Raw genomic sequence first — 19165 nt, 5'->3', positions numbered from 1 at the left:
TACGCTCTACCCGTGAATACTACGCGAGGAATTCGAACCCTTACTGTTTTATCAGTCAGCGTTGTACTTGTATCTGCAATCTCGTGGCTGGGCCTTGGACAGGTAAGTGGATCTATCAAGCGAATCGATGTATTTGGAAAATTAGATTCACGACCAGAAAAATCTTCGACTGCTTTGAATTATTTGCTGGTCGGTTCAGATACACGAGAAGGCTTAACAAGAGCACAGATGAAATTGTTGCGAGTTGGTAGTACTAAAACGGCTGCGGGTGGTCGCTCTGACACGATGTTGCTTGTTCATATTAGTAAGGCTCGAGATAAGGCAATGATCATTTCATTACCTAGAGATTCACTGGTAACTATCCCGGCTCATCGAAGTACGGATGGAACTAAAGATATTGGTGTGAGCAAATCTAAAATTAATGCTGCTTTTGCCTGGGGTGGAGCACCACTTTTAATTGAAACTGTTGAGTTGGCGACGCAATTACGTATTGATCATTACATTGAAGTTAGCTTTGCTGGGTTTGCTGGAATTGTTGATGCACTCGGTGGCATCGAAGTGTGTACAAAAAAAGATATTGATGACCCACAGAGTCACTTGGTCTTGGCGGCTGGAGTACATACACTCAATGGAGTTGAATCCCTGAAATATGTTCGTACAAGAGACTTTGACGGACGTGGCGATATTGGACGTATGCAACGTCAGCAACAATTTATGAGTTCAGTTCTTAGAAAAGCCACAAGCACCGGAGTCTTGCTCAATCCGATTAAACTCGTTAATTTCTTTAATGCGGCAATTGCAACAGTGAAGATGGATTCTGGTCTCAATGAATCAGATCTGATTACATTGGCTAAGCAATTAAAAAATCTATCCGCAAGTAAAGTTCGAACATTGACTGTGCCTCTCGGAAATGTAAATGCCTACGAACCTGGCGTTGGTTCGGTTGTCACGTGGGATCCAGTACTTGCGCCTGAACTTTTTCAAAGATTACGTGATGACCTATCGATAGTCGATGAGGTAACCCCCTCACCAAGCGCTTCTAGTACAGAAAAACCAAAGACAACGTTGATTGATAAATTCAAGACACGTACCGCTGATGAAAATCCATGCGGAGAACTGAAATAGAATCACGACTATGGCACTAAAACTCTCTGTGGTTGGTTGCGGATATTTGGGCGCTACTCACGCCGCATGCATGTCATCCCTTGGATTCGAAGTTATAGGTGTTGATACTGACCCTGAAAAAATTGCGATGTTATCTAAAGGTGAACTACCTTTTTATGAACCTGGGCTGGACACATTATTAGCTAGCGAGATTAAAACAGGTCGACTAACTTTCACCACAGATTTCTCAGCAGTCGCCGATGCTGACGTCCATTTCATTTGTGTTGGTACTCCACAGAGCAAAGATGGATTGGCTGCAGATCTGACCTATGTTAAATCTGCAGTTCAAGGGATAGCTCCTCACCTGAAAAAAGGTTCTCTCGTTGTTGGAAAATCAACTGTTCCAGTTGGAACTGCGCAAGGTTTGCGTGAGCAACTAGCGCAGAGCGCACCGCAAGCCGACTTGGCATGGAACCCAGAATTCCTACGAGAAGGATTTGCTGTGGAAGATACGCTCACTCCGAATCGCTTAGTTGTAGGTGTCGCCAATGACCGCGCAGAAGAAATACTAAAAGAAGTTTATAAACCAATAATTGATTTGGGCACGCCGTGGATCAGGGCAGATCTTCCAACTTCAGAGTTAGTAAAAGTTGCAGCTAATTCTTTCCTCGCGACCAAGATCTCTTTTATTAATGCAATGGCTGAAGTATGCGAAGCGGCCGGTGGCGATGTAACGGTGCTCGCTAAAGCAATTGGTTATGACCCACGAATTGGAAATCGCTTCTTGCAAGCCGGAATTGGTTTTGGTGGCGGTTGTCTTCCTAAAGATATTCGTGCCTTCATGGCACGTGCTGAAGAATTAGGTGCAAAGCAAGCACTCGAATTTCTGCGTGAAATTGATGCAATCAATTTACGTGCCCGCCAACGCGTTATAGATGTTGTACGTGCCGAACTCACAGATGACCTCACTTCATACAAAATCGCTGTGCTTGGTGCAGCATTTAAACCTGATAGCGATGATGTTCGAGATTCCCCTGCATTAGATATCGCTGCACAATTACAAGCAGCTGGTGCATCTGTTGTAGTTCACGATCCAAAGGCCATTGAAAATGCTCGTAAACGCTTCCCAAAATTGGGTTTTGCCGCAAATGTTCAGGAGTGTGTAAAGGATTCAGATTTGATTTTGCACCTAACGGAATGGCGCGAATATCGAGAATTAGATCCAAATGCTTTAGCAGCACTAGTTAAGAAAAAAATAGTTATAGATGGCAGAAATGCACTCGATCGCGACAAGTGGCGCTCTGCTGGTTGGAAGTTTCATGCGTTAGGTCGGTCTGATTAATACCCAAGAAGAAATTGAAAACGTTCTGCAGTTGAAAACGTGGGCAATTCTTGGTTTAAGCAATAATCCTGATCGAGCCGCATTCTCGGTTGCTGCGCTACTCAAGCAAAAAGGTCACACAATTATTCCTGTCCATCCAAAAGCTGAAACAGTGCACGGCGAAAAAGGTTATGCCTCCCTTGAGGAGATCCCCCAGAAAGTAGACGTCGTAGATTTCTTTATCAATTCAGAGTTAGTCAGCCGAAATGTTGATCGCGCAATTGCAATCGGAGCCAAAGCCATCTGGTTACAGCTGGGAGTAATAGATCAGCAAGGAGTTGATAGAGCAGAGGCAGCTGGGCTAGTTGCAATTATGGATAGATGCCCTGCTATTGAGTACAACAAAGGTTAGTTAAAAACCAGTTTTCTGATTTCGTCGACTTTGTAAACTTGCACCTTTTTCTTTGGCCACTTCGTTAAGCGCTTTGAGTTCTGAGGCAACTTTTTGTGAAATTGATGCATCGCTAATTCCTAAAATTCTTGCAGCAAGTATTGCAGCATTTGCCGCGTTATCAATTGCCACTGTTGCAACTGGAATCCCAGTAGGCATTTGGACTATTGAAAGAAGTGAATCCATTCCATCTAAATTCTTTAGGGAAATAGGAACACCAATAACTGGCAACGTGGTCAGCGATGCAACCATTCCTGGTAAATGTGCTGCGCCACCGGCTCCAGCAATAATGACTTTATATCCAGCAGATTGCGCACCCTGAGCAAACTCAACCATTTCAGTAGGCATGCGGTGTGCAGATAAAACTTCTGCAGAATATTTTATTGAGAATTTTTCTAAAGTTTTGGCTGCTTCTTCCATAATCGGCCAATCGGAGTCAGAGCCCATGATGATCGCTACATCACTCATCAATTTCTCCGCTCATGTAATCAACCGCGTGCTCGATCTCTGTTCGTAATTCTACGAGGTCTTTTCCAATAATGTTAACGTGGCCGATTTTGCGCCCAGGTCGGACTTCTTTTGCGTACATATGAAATTTCAGAGATGGATTTCTAGCCATGAGGTGTAAATAGGGTCGATACATGTCAGTTTTATTCTTACCTAAGATATTTCCCATGACGGCAAAATCTTGCGTCATTGCTGGGTCCCCCAGTGGAAGATCAAGAATTGCACGTAGGTGCTGTTCGAATTGGCTCGTTCTTGATCCTTCGATTGTCCAGTGTCCTGAATTATGAGGACGCATTGCAAGTTCATTAATAAATAATTCATCACCTTTAACAAACATTTCAACGGCCATAACTCCAACTAATTTAACTTCTGCAGCGATCTCTAGCGCTATTTTTTGGGCTTTCTCACGCAGATCATTGCGCATCTCTGGAACAGGTGTAATTGTCATCGTGCAAATTCCATCGCTTTGAATTGTTTGAGTAGGCGACCATGAGGTTGCCTGAGCATGTGGTGACCTGGCAACCATGACTGCGATTTCGTAATCAAAATCAATGAGTTCTTCAATAAGTAGTTTCGGATTATTTCTCAATAATGCTTGCAATTCATCTGGTGAGCTAACTTTCCAGACTCCGCGGCCGTCATACCCACCAGAGATCGCCTTAGCGATGACAGGATATTCGCTCACTTCTGAACTTGTGGATACAACTTGGCTCCGGGGTGAATTAAAGTGTGCGAGTTTCTTGCGCATTGCTTCTTTATCTTGTGAATAAATAAAGGAATCTGACGATGGACGAACTGTGACTCCTGCACTTTCCAGCGCTTTGATTACGCTCAGTGGAATAAGTTCGTGTTCGAAAGTAACCACATCGCATAATTCTGCAAACTTCTTTACTGCATCAAGATCTGTGTAGTCCCCAATGATGCACGGAGTAATTTGAGCAGCGCTATCACTGGCACTTGATGCAAATGGTAATAATTTAATCCCAAGCGCCGTTGCGGGAGCAATCATCATTCGTGCGAGTTGGCCCGCACCAATTACTCCTACAACCGGGAATTCAGATTTCACAGCAGTCATCTTAGATGAAGCACATCTCCGGAATTCACGAGCGCTCCGCTGCTAAGTATTAGTTCTCCCAGTGCAGAGATACCCGTTGCCACAGCAGCCGTTGACTCTCCTGTTGGCGAGATAATCTGGATGTCTCGGTTAAGTGAGGAACACTGTTGTTGGTATGGCGAGATAAAAGCAGCACTTCCCTGCTTTTGCCAGATAGTAAAATTCTTTTCAAAATTCTGAAGAATTCTTTTTAGGATCTCATTGCGATCGAGCTCGGAGTAATTTTCAAGAAATAAGGATGTAGCAGATGCCACAGGAAGTTCTTCTTCTTGCATAGATACATTTAATCCCACACCAACTATTACTCCGCTATCTACTGCTTGACACAAAAGTCCTGCAATTTTTTTCTCTTTTACTAAAATATCATTTGGCCACTTCACGTTGAACTTCACATTAGCATCAAGTTCAGCGAGCGCATCTGTAATAGCGAGTGCCGTTAGTAGCGCTATGAAATTCCACTCACTGCGAGGGCGTGTAACTTTTTTGTAGAGTGAAAATAAAAGTGCGGATGAGGGCGCTGCGATAAATTCACGATCAAGTCTTCCTCTGCCTTCACGTTGATAATTTGCAACTAATACATCTCCATCGTGCGCAGTATCTGCATAGATGCTCTCTGCCAAATCATTTTGCGTAGATCCAGTGACATCAACCACGCTTACTCGCCAGTAAGGAGAAAGATCTGCGTGCAGTTCTGATTCGCGTAGTGCCGCACGATGCAATTCATTGCCCACGGCTAGTACCGTAGGGGTATGGACCGTGATCTGCATACAACTGCCGGAAAAATTCAGGATCTTCGTAATCGTTTAGATGAAGCCGTTCATGCTGGCTCGGCACGAGCCATCGAAAAGCAGCACGCTAAAGGAAAGATGACCGCGCGCGAGCGGATTGAAAAACTCGTAGACCCAGGTTCATTTACCGAACTCGATGAATTTGCACGTCACCGTTCTACTAATTTTGGAATGCAGGAAAATCGACCATACGGTGATGGCGTTGTTATTGGATTTGGAACTGTGGATGCTCGCTCCGTTGCACTTTTTTCACAAGACTTTACGGTGATGGGCGGAAGTCTCGGAGAAGTTTTTGCTGAGAAGATGGTCAAGATTGCCGAGTTCGCTTTAAAGAATGGAATTCCACTCATTGGAATTAGTGATTCAGGTGGGGCACGTATTCAAGAAGGTGTTGCATCGCTCAGTGGTTACGGGCGAATATTTAGATTAAACACTCGATCATCTGGAGTAATTCCACAGATATCACTCATTCTTGGACCATGCGCCGGTGGCGCTGCCTATTCACCAGCGCTGACAGATTTCACTGTCATGGTCAATGAAACCTCTCATATGTTTATTACCGGTCCTGAAGTGATTAAGACTGTCACTGGTGAAGATGTTGGCATGGAAGAACTTGGTGGAGCACGCACACATAACACTAAAAGTGGTAACGCCCACTACTTAGCTCAGAGTGAAGATGACGCGATTGATTATGTAAAGGCACTGCTTTCATATCTTCCAAGTAATAATATGGATGGTGCACCGCATTTACCACCAACAGAAACTTTAGATAAGAAATCTTCAGATCTTGCTCTGGATGCATTGATTCCAGATAGCCAAAATCAACCGTATGACATGAAGAGTGTGGTTACTGCGATTCTAGATGAAGCAGAATTTCTTGAAGTGCACGCACTTTTTGCCCCAAATATCGTTGTTGGTTTCGGACGAATTGAAGGTGAATCCGTAGGCATTATTGCTAACCAACCAAATCAATTAGCAGGAACATTAGATATTGATTCAAGTGAAAAAGCGGCGAGATTTGTGCGTTTTTGTGACGCATTCAATATTCCCATTTTAACCTTGGTAGATGTACCTGGATTCTTGCCTGGCACAGAACAAGAGTGGAACGGAATCATTAGACGCGGTGCCAAATTATTGTATGCATATGCAGAAGCTTCAGTTCCAATGGTTACTTTAATTACCCGAAAGGCATACGGCGGTGCTTACATCGTTATGGGTTCAAAATATATTGGAGCCGACATTAATTTAGCTTGGCCAACAGCTGAAATTGCCGTGATGGGTGCACAAGGTGCGGTAAATATTTTGTACAGAAGCGAAATCAGTGAGGCTAAAGATCCAGATAAGGCACGTGCTGAATTGATCACTGAATATAACGAGACACTGGCAAATCCATACCTTGCAGCAGAGCGTGGATTCATTGATGCTGTCATCGAACCAAATCAAAGTCGTGAATACATCACAAAGGCATTTAGAACTCTAAAAACTAAGAGAGACACATTGCCTCCACGAAAGCACGGAAACATTCCACTATGACCCCAAACAAAGTGAAATATGACATCGTGCTTGGAAATCCAACTTCAGATGAATTAGCTGCTATTAAATTTGCGATGTCCCACCACAAACATGAAGTGCTCAAACCAGTTGTAAAGCGAAGTGTCTGGGCAAAACCTGTATTGCGCTCGGCTTTGCCACAGCACATTAAATTTGGGCCAGGACGAAATAACTAAATGCCAACGCTTGTCCTTGCTTCACAATCAGCTTCAAGGCGCCGACTATTAGAGTCAGCCGGCCTTAAGCCCACGATTATGGTCAGTAACGTCGATGAAGAAACTGATTTTTTCAATGCAATGACACCTGAAGATATGGTCATTGCTTTGGCAATTACCAAGGCCCACACAGTTCGTGAGCAAGTTAACTACCCTGCAATCATTATTGGATGTGACTCAACATTTGAATTTGAAGGTCAATCACTTGGCAAGCCGGGTACGGCGCACGTTGCTAAGGAACGAGCACAAAGAGTGCGTGGAAAATCTGGATATCTGCACACAGGTCATTGCGTAATCGATACGGAGCAAGAACGAGAAATTAGTGATCGAATTACAACCAAGGTAACTTTCACAGATATGACCGATGCTGAAATTGATGATTACATCGAATCTGGTGAACCTCTACATGTTGCTGGTGGTTTTACACTCGACGGATTTAGCTCTCCGTTTATTCCATCAATCGAAGGTGACTACACAAACGTGGTTGGCATCTCAATGCCATTTTTAAGAAGTGCAATGACTCAATTGGGATATAGCTGGCCAGAAGTAAAGTTGATGAAATGAAGCGTGTACTCATAGCCAATCGCGGCGAAATTGCCGTGCGCGTAATTAGAGCGTGCCAAGATCATGGTCTTGAAAGTGTTGCGATTTATTCTGATGAAGATCGAAATTCAATGCACGCACAAATGGCGACACATGCGTATGCGCTAGGTGGCACATCTGCAGTATCAACCTATTTGAATATTCCAAGAATTATTGAAGTTGCAAAAGAATCTGGGGCTGATGCAGTCCATCCTGGATACGGTTTTTTATCTGAAAACGCCCTATTCGCACAGAGCGTTATCGATGCCGGATTAACATGGATTGGTCCACCACCTTCTGCAATTAAGGCACTCGGAGATAAAGTTTCAGCACGTAAAATTGCTGCAAAAGCTGGCGCTCCACTTGTTGCCGGAACGGCAGATCCCGTTGAAAATGCTGATGAAATCATTGCATTCGCCAAAGAACATGGATTGCCTGTTGCCATAAAAGCTGCACATGGTGGTGGCGGTCGCGGTTTAAAAATTGCACACACACTGGAAGAAATTCCTGAGGCGTATGCATCGGCTGTTCGAGAAGCGATAGCTGGCTTTGGTCGTGGTGAATGTTTTGTTGAGCGCTACCTAGATAAACCGCGTCACGTAGAAACGCAAGTACTAGTTGATAAGAGCGGGCATGCAGTCGTTGTTAGTACTCGAGATTGTTCTTTGCAGCGACGTCACCAAAAACTAGTTGAAGAAGCTCCTGCACCATTTTTGAGTGAAAAACTAATCGAGGAGCTTTACCGATCAAGTAAAGCGATTATGAAAGAAGCCGGCTACATCGGAGCTGGAACATGTGAATTCCTCATTGGCGCAGATGGAACAATTTCCTTCCTAGAAGTCAATACACGCCTTCAGGTAGAGCATCCTGTCAGTGAAGAAGTAACTGGAATTGACCTAGTTCGCCAACAATTTAGAATCGCAATGGGTGAAGATCTAGGTTTTGATGATCCAGAAATTCGTGCGCACTCATTTGAATTTCGTATTAACGGAGAAGATCCAGGACGCTCATTCTTGCCCGCTCCAGGTCGCATTACACAATGGCAGATACCAACGGGTCCTGGTGTTCGAGTAGATGCAGGTTTTAAAAATGGCGACACAATTGGTGGAAACTTTGACTCACTCTTAGCAAAGTTAATCGTTACTGGTGCTACGCGAGAAGAAGCAGTTCAGCGGGCAAGGCGCGCGTTATCTGAATTTATTGTTGGTGGATTAGCAACAGCTATTCCATTTCACCGTGCAATTATGGAAGATCCTGCCTTTACTGAAAATTTTGGTATCTACACAAGCTATATCGAAAATGAGTTTAAAAACGAGATTCCACCATTTGCACAATCGGCACTTGGATCTCAAACACATGCAGCCCCAGAACAGTTAGTCACAGAAGTCAATGGAAAACGTTTTGAGATATTTGTTCATGCTCCCGAACCTGTCCACAAGCGCCACCGTGCAAAAGAGGGCGCAAGTGGTGCATCAACCGGTACTGCAGTAACAAGCCCGATGCAAGGAACTGTTGTAAAAGTAAGCGTTAAAGAAGGTCAGAAGGTTGTAGCTGGTGAATTAATAGTCGTCTTAGAAGCGATGAAAATGGAGCAGCCGTTGAGCGCGCATCGAGATGGAGTAATCGCAAATCTGAGTGCAATTCTTGGCGAAACAGTTTCAAGTGGCAGCACACTTTGTGACATTATTGATGCATGACAAGTAACCAACTGCTTTATAGCGATCCGCTAAAGGCTGCAGAGCAAGCAGCATCTGAAATTGCAAAACGAACAGGTGTGCTCTCCCACGACATTGCACTAGTTATGGGCTCAGGTTGGGTCGATGCAGTTTCAGTTTTGGGTTCACCAGATTTTGAATGTAACGCTGATGAAATTACAGGCTTTCTACCTCCAGCAGTTGAGGGTCATTCTGGAAAAATTCGTTCCTACTCAATTAAAAGCGGAGATAAAATCCTGCGTGCACTCGTATTTCTTGGCCGCACACATTTATATGAAGGCAAAGGAATCGAGCCAGTAGTTCATGGCGTCAGAACAGCGGTTAAAGCAGGCTGCAAAGTCGTCATCCTTACAAATGCGTGCGGTGGCATCAACACGAGTTATTCAGTTGGCCAACCAGTTCTTATTCGAGACCATATTTCACTTACTGCTACCTCTCCCCTAATTGGTGCGCATTTTGTTGATCTCACAGATTTATATAGCAAACGTATTAGAGCAATTGTAAAAGCTGCCGATAACTCCTTAGCTGAGGGTGTCTATGTTCATTGGCGCGGGCCAACGTATGAAACACCTGCGGAAATTTTGATGATGAGAGCACTGGGTGCAGATTTAGTTGGCATGTCCACAGTCCCTGAAGCAATCGCGGCTCATGCTCTCGGAGCCGAAGTTCTTGGCATTTCTTTGGTAACAAATGCTGCTGCAGGTGTCACAGGTGAAAAACTCAATCACGAAGAAGTGATAGCTGCTGGAAAGGCTGCAGCAACTCGCATGGGAACTCTTCTCAAGGAAGTTATTCCGAAGTTACTCTAAGTTTATGGATTCAAAACTTTTAACTGAAGTAAGAGCATGGGTCGCAGATGACCCCGATCCTGTTACTGCTGCACAATTAATTGCGCTCATTGAATCAGGCGATGAAATTACTCTTCGAAAATATTTCTCGGGTTTCCTGCAATTTGGCACTGCAGGTTTGCGTGGCCCACTAGGTCCAGGTCCTTCATGTATGAATCAAGCCGTAGTTGGACGAACAGCAGCTGGCATTGTGCAATATATGAAAGCTCGATCACTTACTTCAGTTGTCATTGGAAGAGATGCACGGCATGGATCTAATGTCTTTGAAGAGTTAAGTGCTCAAATATTTGCCGGCGCCGGTTTTAAGGTTTTTGTATTGCCACGACCCCTACCAACTCCAGTTTTAGCATTTGCTATCAACGAATTAGGTACTGACGTGGGAATTATGATTACGGCTAGCCATAATCCGGGAAGTGATAACGGTTACAAGGTTTACTTAGGCGGAACTGTTGATGGAGTGAACTATCGTGGTTCACAAATCATCTCCCCTGCTGACAAAGAAATATCAGCTGAAATTGAGAAAATAGAGAGCTTGAGTTCAATTCCACGAGCGCACACATGGGAAATTCTCAGCGAAGATATCGTAGAAAAATATGTCGATCGAACTAAAGTATTAGCACCGCGTCCTGGAGATCTAAAAATTGTTTATACCGCAATGCATGGAGTCGGAACAAAGACATTGCAACGCGTTTTTCATCGTGCGGGTTTTCCTTCATTAATTCTTGTTGCAGCTCAGGCACAACCTGATCCAGATTTTCCAACGCTTGCATTTCCTAATCCTGAAGAAGTCGGTGCTTTAGATTTAGCATTTGAAACTGCCCAAACATTTGATGCAGATTTAGTAATTGCCAATGACCCAGATGCTGACCGTTGTTCAATCGCGGTAAAGGATCGTGACGCAACTTGGAGAGCTCTTCGGGGTGATGAAATTGGCGCGATATTGGGTGAATCAATTGCACGAAACACTAAATCAGGAACTTTAGCTAACTCAATAGTTTCCTCCTCAATTCTCTCCAAAATAGCAGCACACCATGGATTAGATTTTCAAGAAACCTTAACTGGCTTTAAATACATTGCAAAAATTCCACATCTTGCATTTGGATACGAAGAAGCAATTGGGTTTTGCGTTGATGCAACGACTGTCAATGATAAAGATGGAATATCTGCTGCCCTATCTATTGCTCAAATAGCTACAGATTTACATGGCCAAGGAAAGACTCTTTTAGATTTCTTAGATGAAATTTGGGCTGTCTATGGTTTTCATGCGACTGAGCAAATTTCTATCCGTGTTGCAGATATATCTTCTATTGCAGTCATCATGAGCAAATTAAGGGCGCATCCTCTGAGTGAAATTTCAGGATTTAAAGTTTTGTCTTCTGATGATTTATCAAAACCTCGTAATGCGTTGCCCCCAACCGATGGTCTGCGATTTGTGCTTGAAAACAATATTCGGATCATTATTCGCCCAAGTGGAACAGAGCCAAAAATCAAGTGCTACGTTGAAATAGTCACTTCAGATAAATCAATTGCGCATTCGCTACTTGAACAATTGCGCCCTTCACTGAGAGAATTGCTTTCTTAACAACCGAGAGATTGGATGAGGTGCGAGATGTATTACGGCCTCACCGATGGAACTGACACCTCACTTCGGAAATTTCTTACTGATTTGCCCGGCGTTGATGCCGTCGGCGCCGATAGTCGCGCAGCAATGCTTGCAACTAGAAGCATTAAAACAACTAGCAAGCGCTGGGCAATTGATACCGCGATATCTATGGTTGATTTAACAACACTTGAAGGTGCTGACACACAAGGCAAAGTGCAAGCATTATGTGCAAAAGCAGTTCGCCCAGATCCAACAGATCTCAGCGTTCCAAGTGTGGGAGCAGTCTGCGTCTATAACGACATGGTCTCTATTGCGCGAACTCATCTGGATTTAATTGGTGGCACACATGTTCCTGTTGCAGCGGTTTCAACTGCTTTCCCATCTGGACGTGCTTCTATGGAAGTTAAAATTCAAGATACGAAGGATGCGATTGCCGCAGGTGCTGCAGAAATAGATATGGTCATTGACCGTGGGGCTTTTTTGTCTGGAAAATATATTGAAGTTTTCAATGAAATAGTTGCTATCAAAGAAATATGCGGGGACAAAGCCCACCTTAAAGTTATCTTTGAAACAGGAGAACTTGTCACATATGACAATGTTCGAAAAGCTTCCTACTTAGCAATGCTCGCTGGCGCAGATTTCATCAAAACTTCTACCGGTAAAATTGCTCCAGCGGCAACACCACCAGTTGTGCTTGTGATGCTTGAGGCAGTTCGAGACTTTTATGAGATGGCTGGAGTGCGAATTGGAGTTAAACCAGCTGGTGGCATCCGAAATACCAAGGATGCGATCAAACAACTAGTGCTCGTAAATGAGACTGCAGGTCCTGAATGGCTAACTCCAAAGCTATTTAGAATTGGTGCTAGCGCACTGCTTAATGACCTATTGATGCAGCGTATGAAAATGGATGATGGCTACTACGCTAGCCCTCAGTACGTAACGATCGATTAATGGAGAATTTCGCATGACATTCGAATATGCACCGGCGCCGGAATCACGCGCCAGCGTCTCCATTAAGCCTAAATATGGGCATTACATCGGTGGAAAATTTGTAGCCGGAGAAAAACATTTTCCAACAATTAATCCTGCTACTGAAGAAGTTCTTAGCTCAATCGCTCTAGGCAGCAAAAAAGATGTTGATGCAGCAGTCAAAGCTGCCAAGAAAGCTCTAGATGCTCACTGGTCAAAACTTTCAGGCCGTGAACGTGGTAAGTATTTATTTAGAATCGCGCGCATATTGCAAGAGCGCGCTCGTGAATTTGCTGTGCTGGAAAGTTTGGATAATGGAAAACCAATTAGAGAATCTCGTGATGTTGACGTGCCTCTTGCCGCTGCGCACTTTTTCTATCATGCAGGGTGGGCTGATAAACTTGAATTTGCAGGTGTTGGTACAAAAACAAAAGCACACGGAGTCGTCGGTCAGATTATTCCTTGGAATTTTCCTTTGCTTATGCTTGCTTGGAAAATTGCCCCTGCCCTTGCAACTGGAAACACTGTAGTTCTAAAGCCGGCGGAGACCACTTCACTGACAGCTCTGCTCTTTGCAGAAGTATGTGAGCAAGCTGGATTACCAGCAGGTGTTGTAAATATCGTCACTGGAGATGGTTCAACAGGTGCGTTAATTGTTAACCACCCAGGCATAAGCAAAATCGCATTCACAGGATCTACTGAAGTTGGAAAGATCATTGCTCAAGCTGTTGCCGGAACTTCAAAGAGTGTGACCTTAGAACTAGGTGGCAAAGCTGCAAATGTCGTCTTTGAAGATGCTGCGATTGATGAAAGCGTAGAAGGAATTGTCAATGGAATTTTCTTTAATCAAGGACATGTGTGCTGCGCTGGATCACGACTTGTAATTCAAGAGAGTATTTCTGATGAATTTATTAAGAAGTTGCAAAAGCGCATGGAAAAGATTCGTGTGGGAGATCCGCTCGATAAAAACACTGATTTAGGCGCTATTAATTCACGCGCGCAGTTAGAGATAATTAAGGAGCTCTCCCTTGCCGGAGATGCAGAGGGTGCGCAACGCTGGAGCCCTGAATGTGCTCTGCCAAATAAAGGCTTCTGGTTTGCTCCAACAATATTTACCGGTGTCACGCAATCTCATCGAATTGCGCGTGAAGAAATATTTGGTCCAGTTTTATCAGTACTCACATTTCGTACTCCGCAAGAAGGAATTGATAAGGCAAATAACACTCCTTTCGGACTTTCTGCAGGTATCTGGAGTGAGAAAGGTTCAAAGATTCTCTGGGCTTCCCAAAAGTTAAAGGCCGGAGTTGTTTGGGCAAATACATTTAATAAATTTGACCCAACAAGTCCCTTCGGTGGTTACAAAGAGTCTGGCTGGGGTCGCGAAGGTGGTCGCCACGGCTTAACTGCTTATCTCAAAGGAGTTTCATATGAGTAAGCGCATTGATGTGAAGAAAACTTACAAGTTATTCATTGGTGGGGCTTTCCCACGCACTGAATCTGGCCGTACATATGAAGTGAAAAACTCTAAAGGAGTTTTCATTGCAAACCCATGTATGGCTTCGCGTAAAGATCTTAAGGACGCAGTTGTTGCGGCACGCTCTGCTCAAAGTGGTTGGTCTCAAGCAACTGCCTACAACCGCGGACAAATTCTTTATCGCATTGCAGAAATGCTAGAAGGTCGCCGCGAACAATTCATCTCTGAAATTTCAGAACTCACGGGCGTTGCCGCGAAAAAGGCGAGTGATGAAGTTGAAGCAAGTATCGATCTGCTTGTTTGGTATGCGGGTTGGACAGATAAAATCAGCGCACTAGATGGTGCCACAAACCCTGTTGCTGGCCCTTATTACAACTTCACGATTCCAGAAGCACTCGGTGTTGTTGGTTTTATTGCTCCAAAGAAATCAGCACTGCTTGGCTTTATCGCAGGAATTGCACCAATTATTGCAAGTGGTAACACGGTCATCGCACTTGCCAGTGAAAGTGCTCCGCTTCCTGCAATGAGCCTTGCAGAAGTGATTGCAACTAGTGATGTACCCGCTGGAGTTGTAAATATTTTGACAGGAAAAACTGCAGAATTAGCGCCTTGGTTTGCATCTCATATGGATATTGATGGCCTAGATATCACCGGATTAGATTCTAAATTGGTTGCTGAAGTAAAAGTCGCTGGAGCACAAAATTTAAAGCGAATTCACGCTTTCAAAGAAGTTGCTACACCTGGGCGAATCTTGGCTTTCATGGAGTCAAAGACTGTCTGGCACCCAATCGGTGTGTAATTAGAAATTCGGATCAATAGTTTTAAGCCACAGCTGGCGCATTGCCTCAACATCTAAATCTAAGGTGACATCGACTTTGGCTGCATTTTCTAAGCGAAGTGGTTCTATTTCTAATTCAAGTGCTGGTCTGCGATCAACAATCGTTTGACCTCTAGCTGGACCTGAAGAAGTATCAACTACTACATCAAATCTCTCAGTTGTGATTAATTCAGGTGCAATAACACTTGCTACCGCTCCATAATCACCCAATGTAACCGGTGAGCCAATGCGCTCAATAAATGCACTTATCAATCGTGCCGCAAATTGCGCACACGGATCTGATGACTTAGAAAGTTTTGCGGCTTCTTCAGCACTTACACATGGACGCATAAAAACATCAAGGCCATACATTGTGATCGGAATACCACTTTGGAAAACAATGGCGGCAGCTTCTGGATCATGCCAGACGTTAAATTCTGCGGCAGGTGTTGCATTTCCTGCTGATGCAGAACCGCCCATGAGAACAATTCGCTTAAGTTTTTTTGCGCTCTCGGGAAATGCTCGCAAGAACAACGCAATATTTGTCAGCGGTGCTAGTGGAACTAGTGTCACGGGTTCTTTAGATTGATCAACTAAATCGCGAAGTAGTTCGATTGCAGATCGAGAGTCAACACTTCTACGAGATGGCGGTAAACCTAAGTCACCCATTCCATCTTCACCATGAACATATTCAGCGTATTGAGATTGTCCAAGAAGTGGTCGTATCGCCCCGCGAGCAACAGGAATATCGCCAGCCCCAGCAGCATCTAGTACTTGAAGTGTATTTGCCACAACTTGGGCAACATTTGTATTTCCATCCACACACGTAACCCCAAGTAATTTTATTGATGGATGACGGGCAGCGAATAAAATCGCAAAGGCATCATCGATTCCTGTATCTACATCAAGTATTACTGGTGTGGAATTCATGGAGTTAGCCTATTATCTATTTCGTGGCCAAAGCACCAGTGATCGCAATAGTAGGCAGTACCTGCATGGATCTGACTTGTTATGCAGACGTTTTACCGACACCCGGGCAAACCCTTTTCGGAAATCTATTTGCAACCGGCTTTGGTGGAAAAGGTGCGAACCAAGCAGTCATGGCAGCCCTAGCTGGTGCTGATGTTTATATGGTTGGCAGCATCGGAGATGATCTCTTCGGAAAATCCTACAAAGAAAATTTCACCAGCCAAAAAATCAATTCAGAGTTCGTAAAAATTTCAGAATTGCCAACAGGTGTTGCACATATTTGGGTAGATAAATCAGGTGAAAATAGAATTATTGTTGTCTCAGGTGCTAATCATGACTTTAACGCCAAGCATGCGGTGGGTGCCATCAACTCTATTCCAGAACTTTCGATAGTTATTGGGCAGTGCGAAATTCCACAAGCTGTCACAACAGCTGCATTTAAAGCAGCCAAAGAGCGTGGGTGTACAACGATTTTGAATCCTGCTCCTTTTGAAGAGTTAAGTGCTGAGTTATTAGAAGTTACAGATTGGTTAATTCCCAATGAGGTGGAGTTCAAGCAATTTACTGGATCTGCTCCAGAGAGCTTTAATCTAGAGAAGTTTCGAGAAGGGAAGAACTCTGTAATCACTGTGGGAAGCGCTGGTGCAATTCTTATTTCGGAATCAGGAACAATTACACGAATTCCGACAGAGTCAGTTAATGCAGTTGACACCACTGGTGCTGGCGATTGCTTTATAGGATCCTTTTCATATGCACTCGGTCGTGGATTAGATCCATCCTCAGCGGCTCAATTTGCTTGTCGTATTGCATCAATTAGCGTGACAAGAAAAGGCGCGCAATCTTCTTATCCACGTGCAGCTGAAATTTCAACACTTTCATAACCACGTAAAACAAAAGTTGGACGTCGCTTTGGAGTACTTGCTAATTCAATATCTTTAAATCTTTCAAAAAGAGCCGGTAAAGAAATTCCCATTTCAAGACGAGCAAGTGGGCCTCCTAGGCAAAAATGTATACCTGCACCAAAACCAATGTGTGGGTTGGGATTTCGCAAGAGATCCATCTCATTTGAACGTTCAAAGATTTTTTCATCACGGTTAGCAGAGCCCAACAAGGATGCAATTTTTTGACCTTCTTTAACTATTACTCCCCCGATGGTTGTATCGGCTGTCGCAGTTCGCTCAAATAGATGAAGCGGAGCATCAAAACGTAAGAATTCTTCAACTGCACTTTCTGCAATCTCGCGCGCTCGGGTGCGCAGTAACGCTGCTTGATCAGGACGTGAGAGTGCAGCAACCATTCCATTTCCAAAAGCATTAACACTTGCTTCATGGCCGGCGTTTAGTAAAAGAATGCACGTGGCTACTAATTCGTGGGCACTTAACTTTTCACCGCTCTCTTCAACTGCGGCCAGGTCGCTGATTAAATCAGTGCCTGGATTCTTCTTGCGATCCAGCATTAGTCCATGAACATAATCAGCAAACTCTCTTGCAGCTTCTTTGGCTTCGTTTTGATGTTCAAGAGTTGGATTAACTTCATACATCTTTACTATTGATTGAGACCACGGCCTTAACAAATACTCATCTTCCTGCGGAAATCCCAATAAAGCAGCGATGACTTTTACTGGAAGTGGCTCCGCGTAATCTGCGATGACATCAAAAGTCTGTCCAGCGTGAATTTTTACCTCAATAGCGTCCAGTAACTCATTAGTGATTTTTTCTATGGCAGGGCGCTGGCTTTCGATTTTGTTTCGATTAAATGCTTTGGCAACCAGTGAACGCAAGCGAGTGTGTTTAGGTGGTTCACTATCTAGAATTGAATCAGCGTGTAACCAGTTAAATACATCCCATTCAAATTCGGGATCTTTCGGCTTAAAAATACGTCCTAAAGATTTGGTTCGCAATACTTCATTTGCATCCTCGTATCTAGCTGCCAGATACATCTGAACACCCTCATGCCAGATGGGTTTACCTTCTGCCCGTAATTGTTCAAGCGCTGGATATGGATTTTCTATGAAGTCTTTGTCTAGAAAATCAATCATTTATTCAGATGCAATCGCTGCATATCCTGGCTTAATAATCTTTTCGATTATTTCTAGCCGCTCTGGGTAAGGAATGAATGCACTCTTCATCCCATTAATTGTAATTCTTTGTAAATCAGCGAAATCCCACTTAAATGCCCGAACTACTTCTGTCATTTCATGAGTCATGGAAGTTTGGCTCATTAAGCGATTATCCGTATTTAGCGTTACTCGAAAGCGCAGTTTTGCCAAAATTCCAATGGGATGCTGCTCAATATTTTTCGCAGCCCCCGTTTGTAAATTCGATGTTGGACAGAGTTCTAGTGGAATTCTTCGGTCACGAATATATGAAGCGAGTTGACCTAATTTAGGTTCGCCGCTGCTTACGTCAATGTCATCAATAATTCTTACGCCGTGACCTAGGCGTTCTGCTCCACATAATTGAATAGCTTCCCAAATAGATGGCAGTCCGTAGGCTTCACCGGCGTGAATTGTAAAGTGTGCATCTTCACGACGAAGATACTCAAATGTGCTTTGTTGATTAGAAGGTGGGAAGCCATCTTCAGGGCCTGCGATATCAAATCCCACAACACCTTTATCGCGATACTTAACTGCTAATTCGGCAACTTCTTGAGATCGATTATTTTGTCGCATTCCACATAAGAGAGATTGCACGCGAATTGTGAATCCTTCTTTACGTGCCAACTCTTCACCTTCGCGATAGCCATCTAAAGTTGCTTGGATAACGTCATCGAGTGAGAGTCCCTGCTCAGTAAATAGCTCGGGCGCTCCTCGAACTTCAGCGTAGACAACTCCGTCTCGAGCAAGGTCGAGTGCGCATTCACGCGCAACTTGAATAATATTTTCTCGGGTTTGCATGACTGCGATGGTGTGACTAAAAGTTTCTAGGTAGCGCACCAAAGATCCAGAATCGCACGATTCACGAAACCATTCGCCTAATTCTTCTGCATTATCTGTGGGTAGAGCGGTGTATCCAATTTTCTTAGCGATATCAATAATTGTTTGTGGGCGTAATCCACCATCTAAGTGATCGTGTAATAAAACCTTTGGAACACGTTTAATCTGCTCGATCGTTGGAATACTTTGCATACTCACTTTT

Annotated in this window: 19 protein-coding genes; 13 read left to right on the top strand and 6 right to left on the bottom strand. The window is 43.9% G+C overall.

Going from position 1 to position 19165, the window contains the following annotated elements:
• The first annotated feature begins 12 nt into the window (after nt 1–12).
• The 3 genes from PHILAsVB114_RS01695 to PHILAsVB114_RS01685 are packed head-to-tail and all read left to right on the top strand — an operon-like array spanning nt 13 to nt 2837.
• Nucleotides 13–1125: an LCP family protein gene (locus tag PHILAsVB114_RS01695; RefSeq protein WP_095697677.1), complete on the top strand. Its 1113-nt coding sequence runs from the start codon at nt 13–15 to the stop codon at nt 1123–1125.
• A gap of 10 nt (nt 1126–1135) precedes the next feature.
• On the top strand, nt 1136–2446 hold the full coding sequence (locus PHILAsVB114_RS01690) for a UDP-glucose dehydrogenase family protein (RefSeq protein WP_095697676.1): 1311 nt from the start codon (nt 1136–1138) through the stop codon (nt 2444–2446).
• A gap of 31 nt (nt 2447–2477) precedes the next feature.
• On the top strand, nt 2478–2837 hold the full coding sequence (locus tag PHILAsVB114_RS01685) for a CoA-binding protein (RefSeq protein WP_095697675.1): 360 nt from the start codon (nt 2478–2480) through the stop codon (nt 2835–2837).
• Here the strand turns inward: PHILAsVB114_RS01685 and purE are convergent, their stop codons facing one another.
• The 3 genes from purE to PHILAsVB114_RS01670 are packed head-to-tail and all read right to left on the bottom strand — an operon-like array spanning nt 2838 to nt 5228.
• Entirely contained in the window at nt 2838–3344 is a 507-nt protein-coding gene (gene purE, locus PHILAsVB114_RS01680) for a 5-(carboxyamino)imidazole ribonucleotide mutase (RefSeq protein ID WP_095697674.1), read from the bottom strand.
• Complete coding sequence (locus PHILAsVB114_RS01675; protein WP_095698649.1) at nt 3337–4449, bottom strand: 5-(carboxyamino)imidazole ribonucleotide synthase; 1113 nt, start codon at nt 4447–4449, stop codon at nt 3337–3339. Before PHILAsVB114_RS01675 ends, purE begins: the two co-directional genes overlap by 8 nt.
• Before the next feature lie 5 nt (nt 4450–4454).
• Nucleotides 4455–5228, bottom strand: coding sequence for a biotin--[acetyl-CoA-carboxylase] ligase (locus PHILAsVB114_RS01670; protein WP_157906134.1), 774 nt, complete (start codon nt 5226–5228; stop codon nt 4455–4457).
• An 18-nt stretch (nt 5229–5246) separates the two neighbouring features.
• Here PHILAsVB114_RS01670 and PHILAsVB114_RS01665 point away from each other — a divergent pair, with 18 nt between their 5' ends.
• From PHILAsVB114_RS01665 to PHILAsVB114_RS01625, 9 genes are read left to right on the top strand one after another with little or no spacing between them, the layout of a single operon-like run.
• Nucleotides 5247–6818: an acyl-CoA carboxylase subunit beta gene (locus PHILAsVB114_RS01665; protein WP_095697672.1), complete on the top strand. Its 1572-nt coding sequence runs from the start codon at nt 5247–5249 to the stop codon at nt 6816–6818.
• A complete protein-coding gene (locus PHILAsVB114_RS01660) occupies nt 6815–7012 on the top strand; it encodes a hypothetical protein (RefSeq protein ID WP_204246812.1) in 198 nt (65 codons plus the stop codon). The genes PHILAsVB114_RS01665 and PHILAsVB114_RS01660 overlap by 4 nt, the downstream gene beginning before the upstream one ends.
• Complete coding sequence (locus tag PHILAsVB114_RS01655; protein ID WP_095697671.1) at nt 7013–7615, top strand: Maf family protein; 603 nt, start codon at nt 7013–7015, stop codon at nt 7613–7615.
• Nucleotides 7612–9330, top strand: coding sequence for an acetyl/propionyl/methylcrotonyl-CoA carboxylase subunit alpha (locus PHILAsVB114_RS01650; protein ID WP_095697670.1), 1719 nt, complete (start codon nt 7612–7614; stop codon nt 9328–9330). The genes PHILAsVB114_RS01655 and PHILAsVB114_RS01650 overlap by 4 nt, the downstream gene beginning before the upstream one ends.
• Nucleotides 9327–10157, top strand: coding sequence for a purine-nucleoside phosphorylase (locus PHILAsVB114_RS01645; RefSeq protein WP_095697669.1), 831 nt, complete (start codon nt 9327–9329; stop codon nt 10155–10157). The genes PHILAsVB114_RS01650 and PHILAsVB114_RS01645 overlap by 4 nt, the downstream gene beginning before the upstream one ends.
• 4 nt (nt 10158–10161) lie before the next feature.
• Complete coding sequence (locus tag PHILAsVB114_RS01640; RefSeq protein ID WP_095697668.1) at nt 10162–11778, top strand: phospho-sugar mutase; 1617 nt, start codon at nt 10162–10164, stop codon at nt 11776–11778.
• 27 nt (nt 11779–11805) lie between these two features.
• Nucleotides 11806–12750: a deoxyribose-phosphate aldolase gene (gene deoC, locus PHILAsVB114_RS01635; protein ID WP_095697667.1), complete on the top strand. Its 945-nt coding sequence runs from the start codon at nt 11806–11808 to the stop codon at nt 12748–12750.
• A gap of 13 nt (nt 12751–12763) precedes the next feature.
• Complete coding sequence (locus PHILAsVB114_RS01630; RefSeq protein ID WP_095697666.1) at nt 12764–14203, top strand: aldehyde dehydrogenase family protein; 1440 nt, start codon at nt 12764–12766, stop codon at nt 14201–14203.
• Nucleotides 14196–15041 (top strand): aldehyde dehydrogenase family protein, encoded by an 846-nt coding sequence (locus tag PHILAsVB114_RS01625; protein WP_095697665.1) that lies wholly within the window; start codon nt 14196–14198, stop codon nt 15039–15041. The genes PHILAsVB114_RS01630 and PHILAsVB114_RS01625 overlap by 8 nt, the downstream gene beginning before the upstream one ends.
• On the opposite strand, the gene PHILAsVB114_RS01620 is transcribed toward PHILAsVB114_RS01625, so the two are convergent.
• A complete protein-coding gene (locus tag PHILAsVB114_RS01620; protein ID WP_095697664.1) occupies nt 15042–15989 on the bottom strand; it encodes a nucleoside hydrolase in 948 nt (315 codons plus the stop codon).
• A gap of 23 nt (nt 15990–16012) precedes the next feature.
• Between PHILAsVB114_RS01620 and PHILAsVB114_RS01615 the strand changes: the two genes are divergently transcribed.
• Nucleotides 16013–16909, top strand: a complete 897-nt coding sequence (locus tag PHILAsVB114_RS01615; protein WP_157906133.1) for a ribokinase — start codon at nt 16013–16015, stop codon at nt 16907–16909.
• Here the strand turns inward: PHILAsVB114_RS01615 and PHILAsVB114_RS01610 are convergent.
• Both PHILAsVB114_RS01610 and PHILAsVB114_RS01605 read right to left on the bottom strand, forming a co-directional pair.
• Nucleotides 16873–18066, bottom strand: a complete 1194-nt coding sequence (locus PHILAsVB114_RS01610) for a cytochrome P450 (RefSeq protein ID WP_095697662.1) — start codon at nt 18064–18066, stop codon at nt 16873–16875. The genes PHILAsVB114_RS01615 and PHILAsVB114_RS01610 overlap by 37 nt on opposite strands.
• Entirely contained in the window at nt 18067–19155 is a 1089-nt protein-coding gene (locus PHILAsVB114_RS01605) for an adenosine deaminase (RefSeq protein ID WP_236850919.1), read from the bottom strand. It lies immediately after the preceding gene.
• Nucleotides 19156–19165: the final 10 nt, after the last annotated feature.

The sequence above is a fragment of the Candidatus Planktophila limnetica genome (genome assembly GCF_002288365.1).
GTDB classification, from domain to species: Bacteria; Actinomycetota; Actinomycetes; order Nanopelagicales; family Nanopelagicaceae; genus Planktophila; species Planktophila limnetica.
The sequence above is the reverse complement of the archived record's forward strand: the minus strand, read 5'-3'. Positions and strand labels throughout refer to the sequence as shown.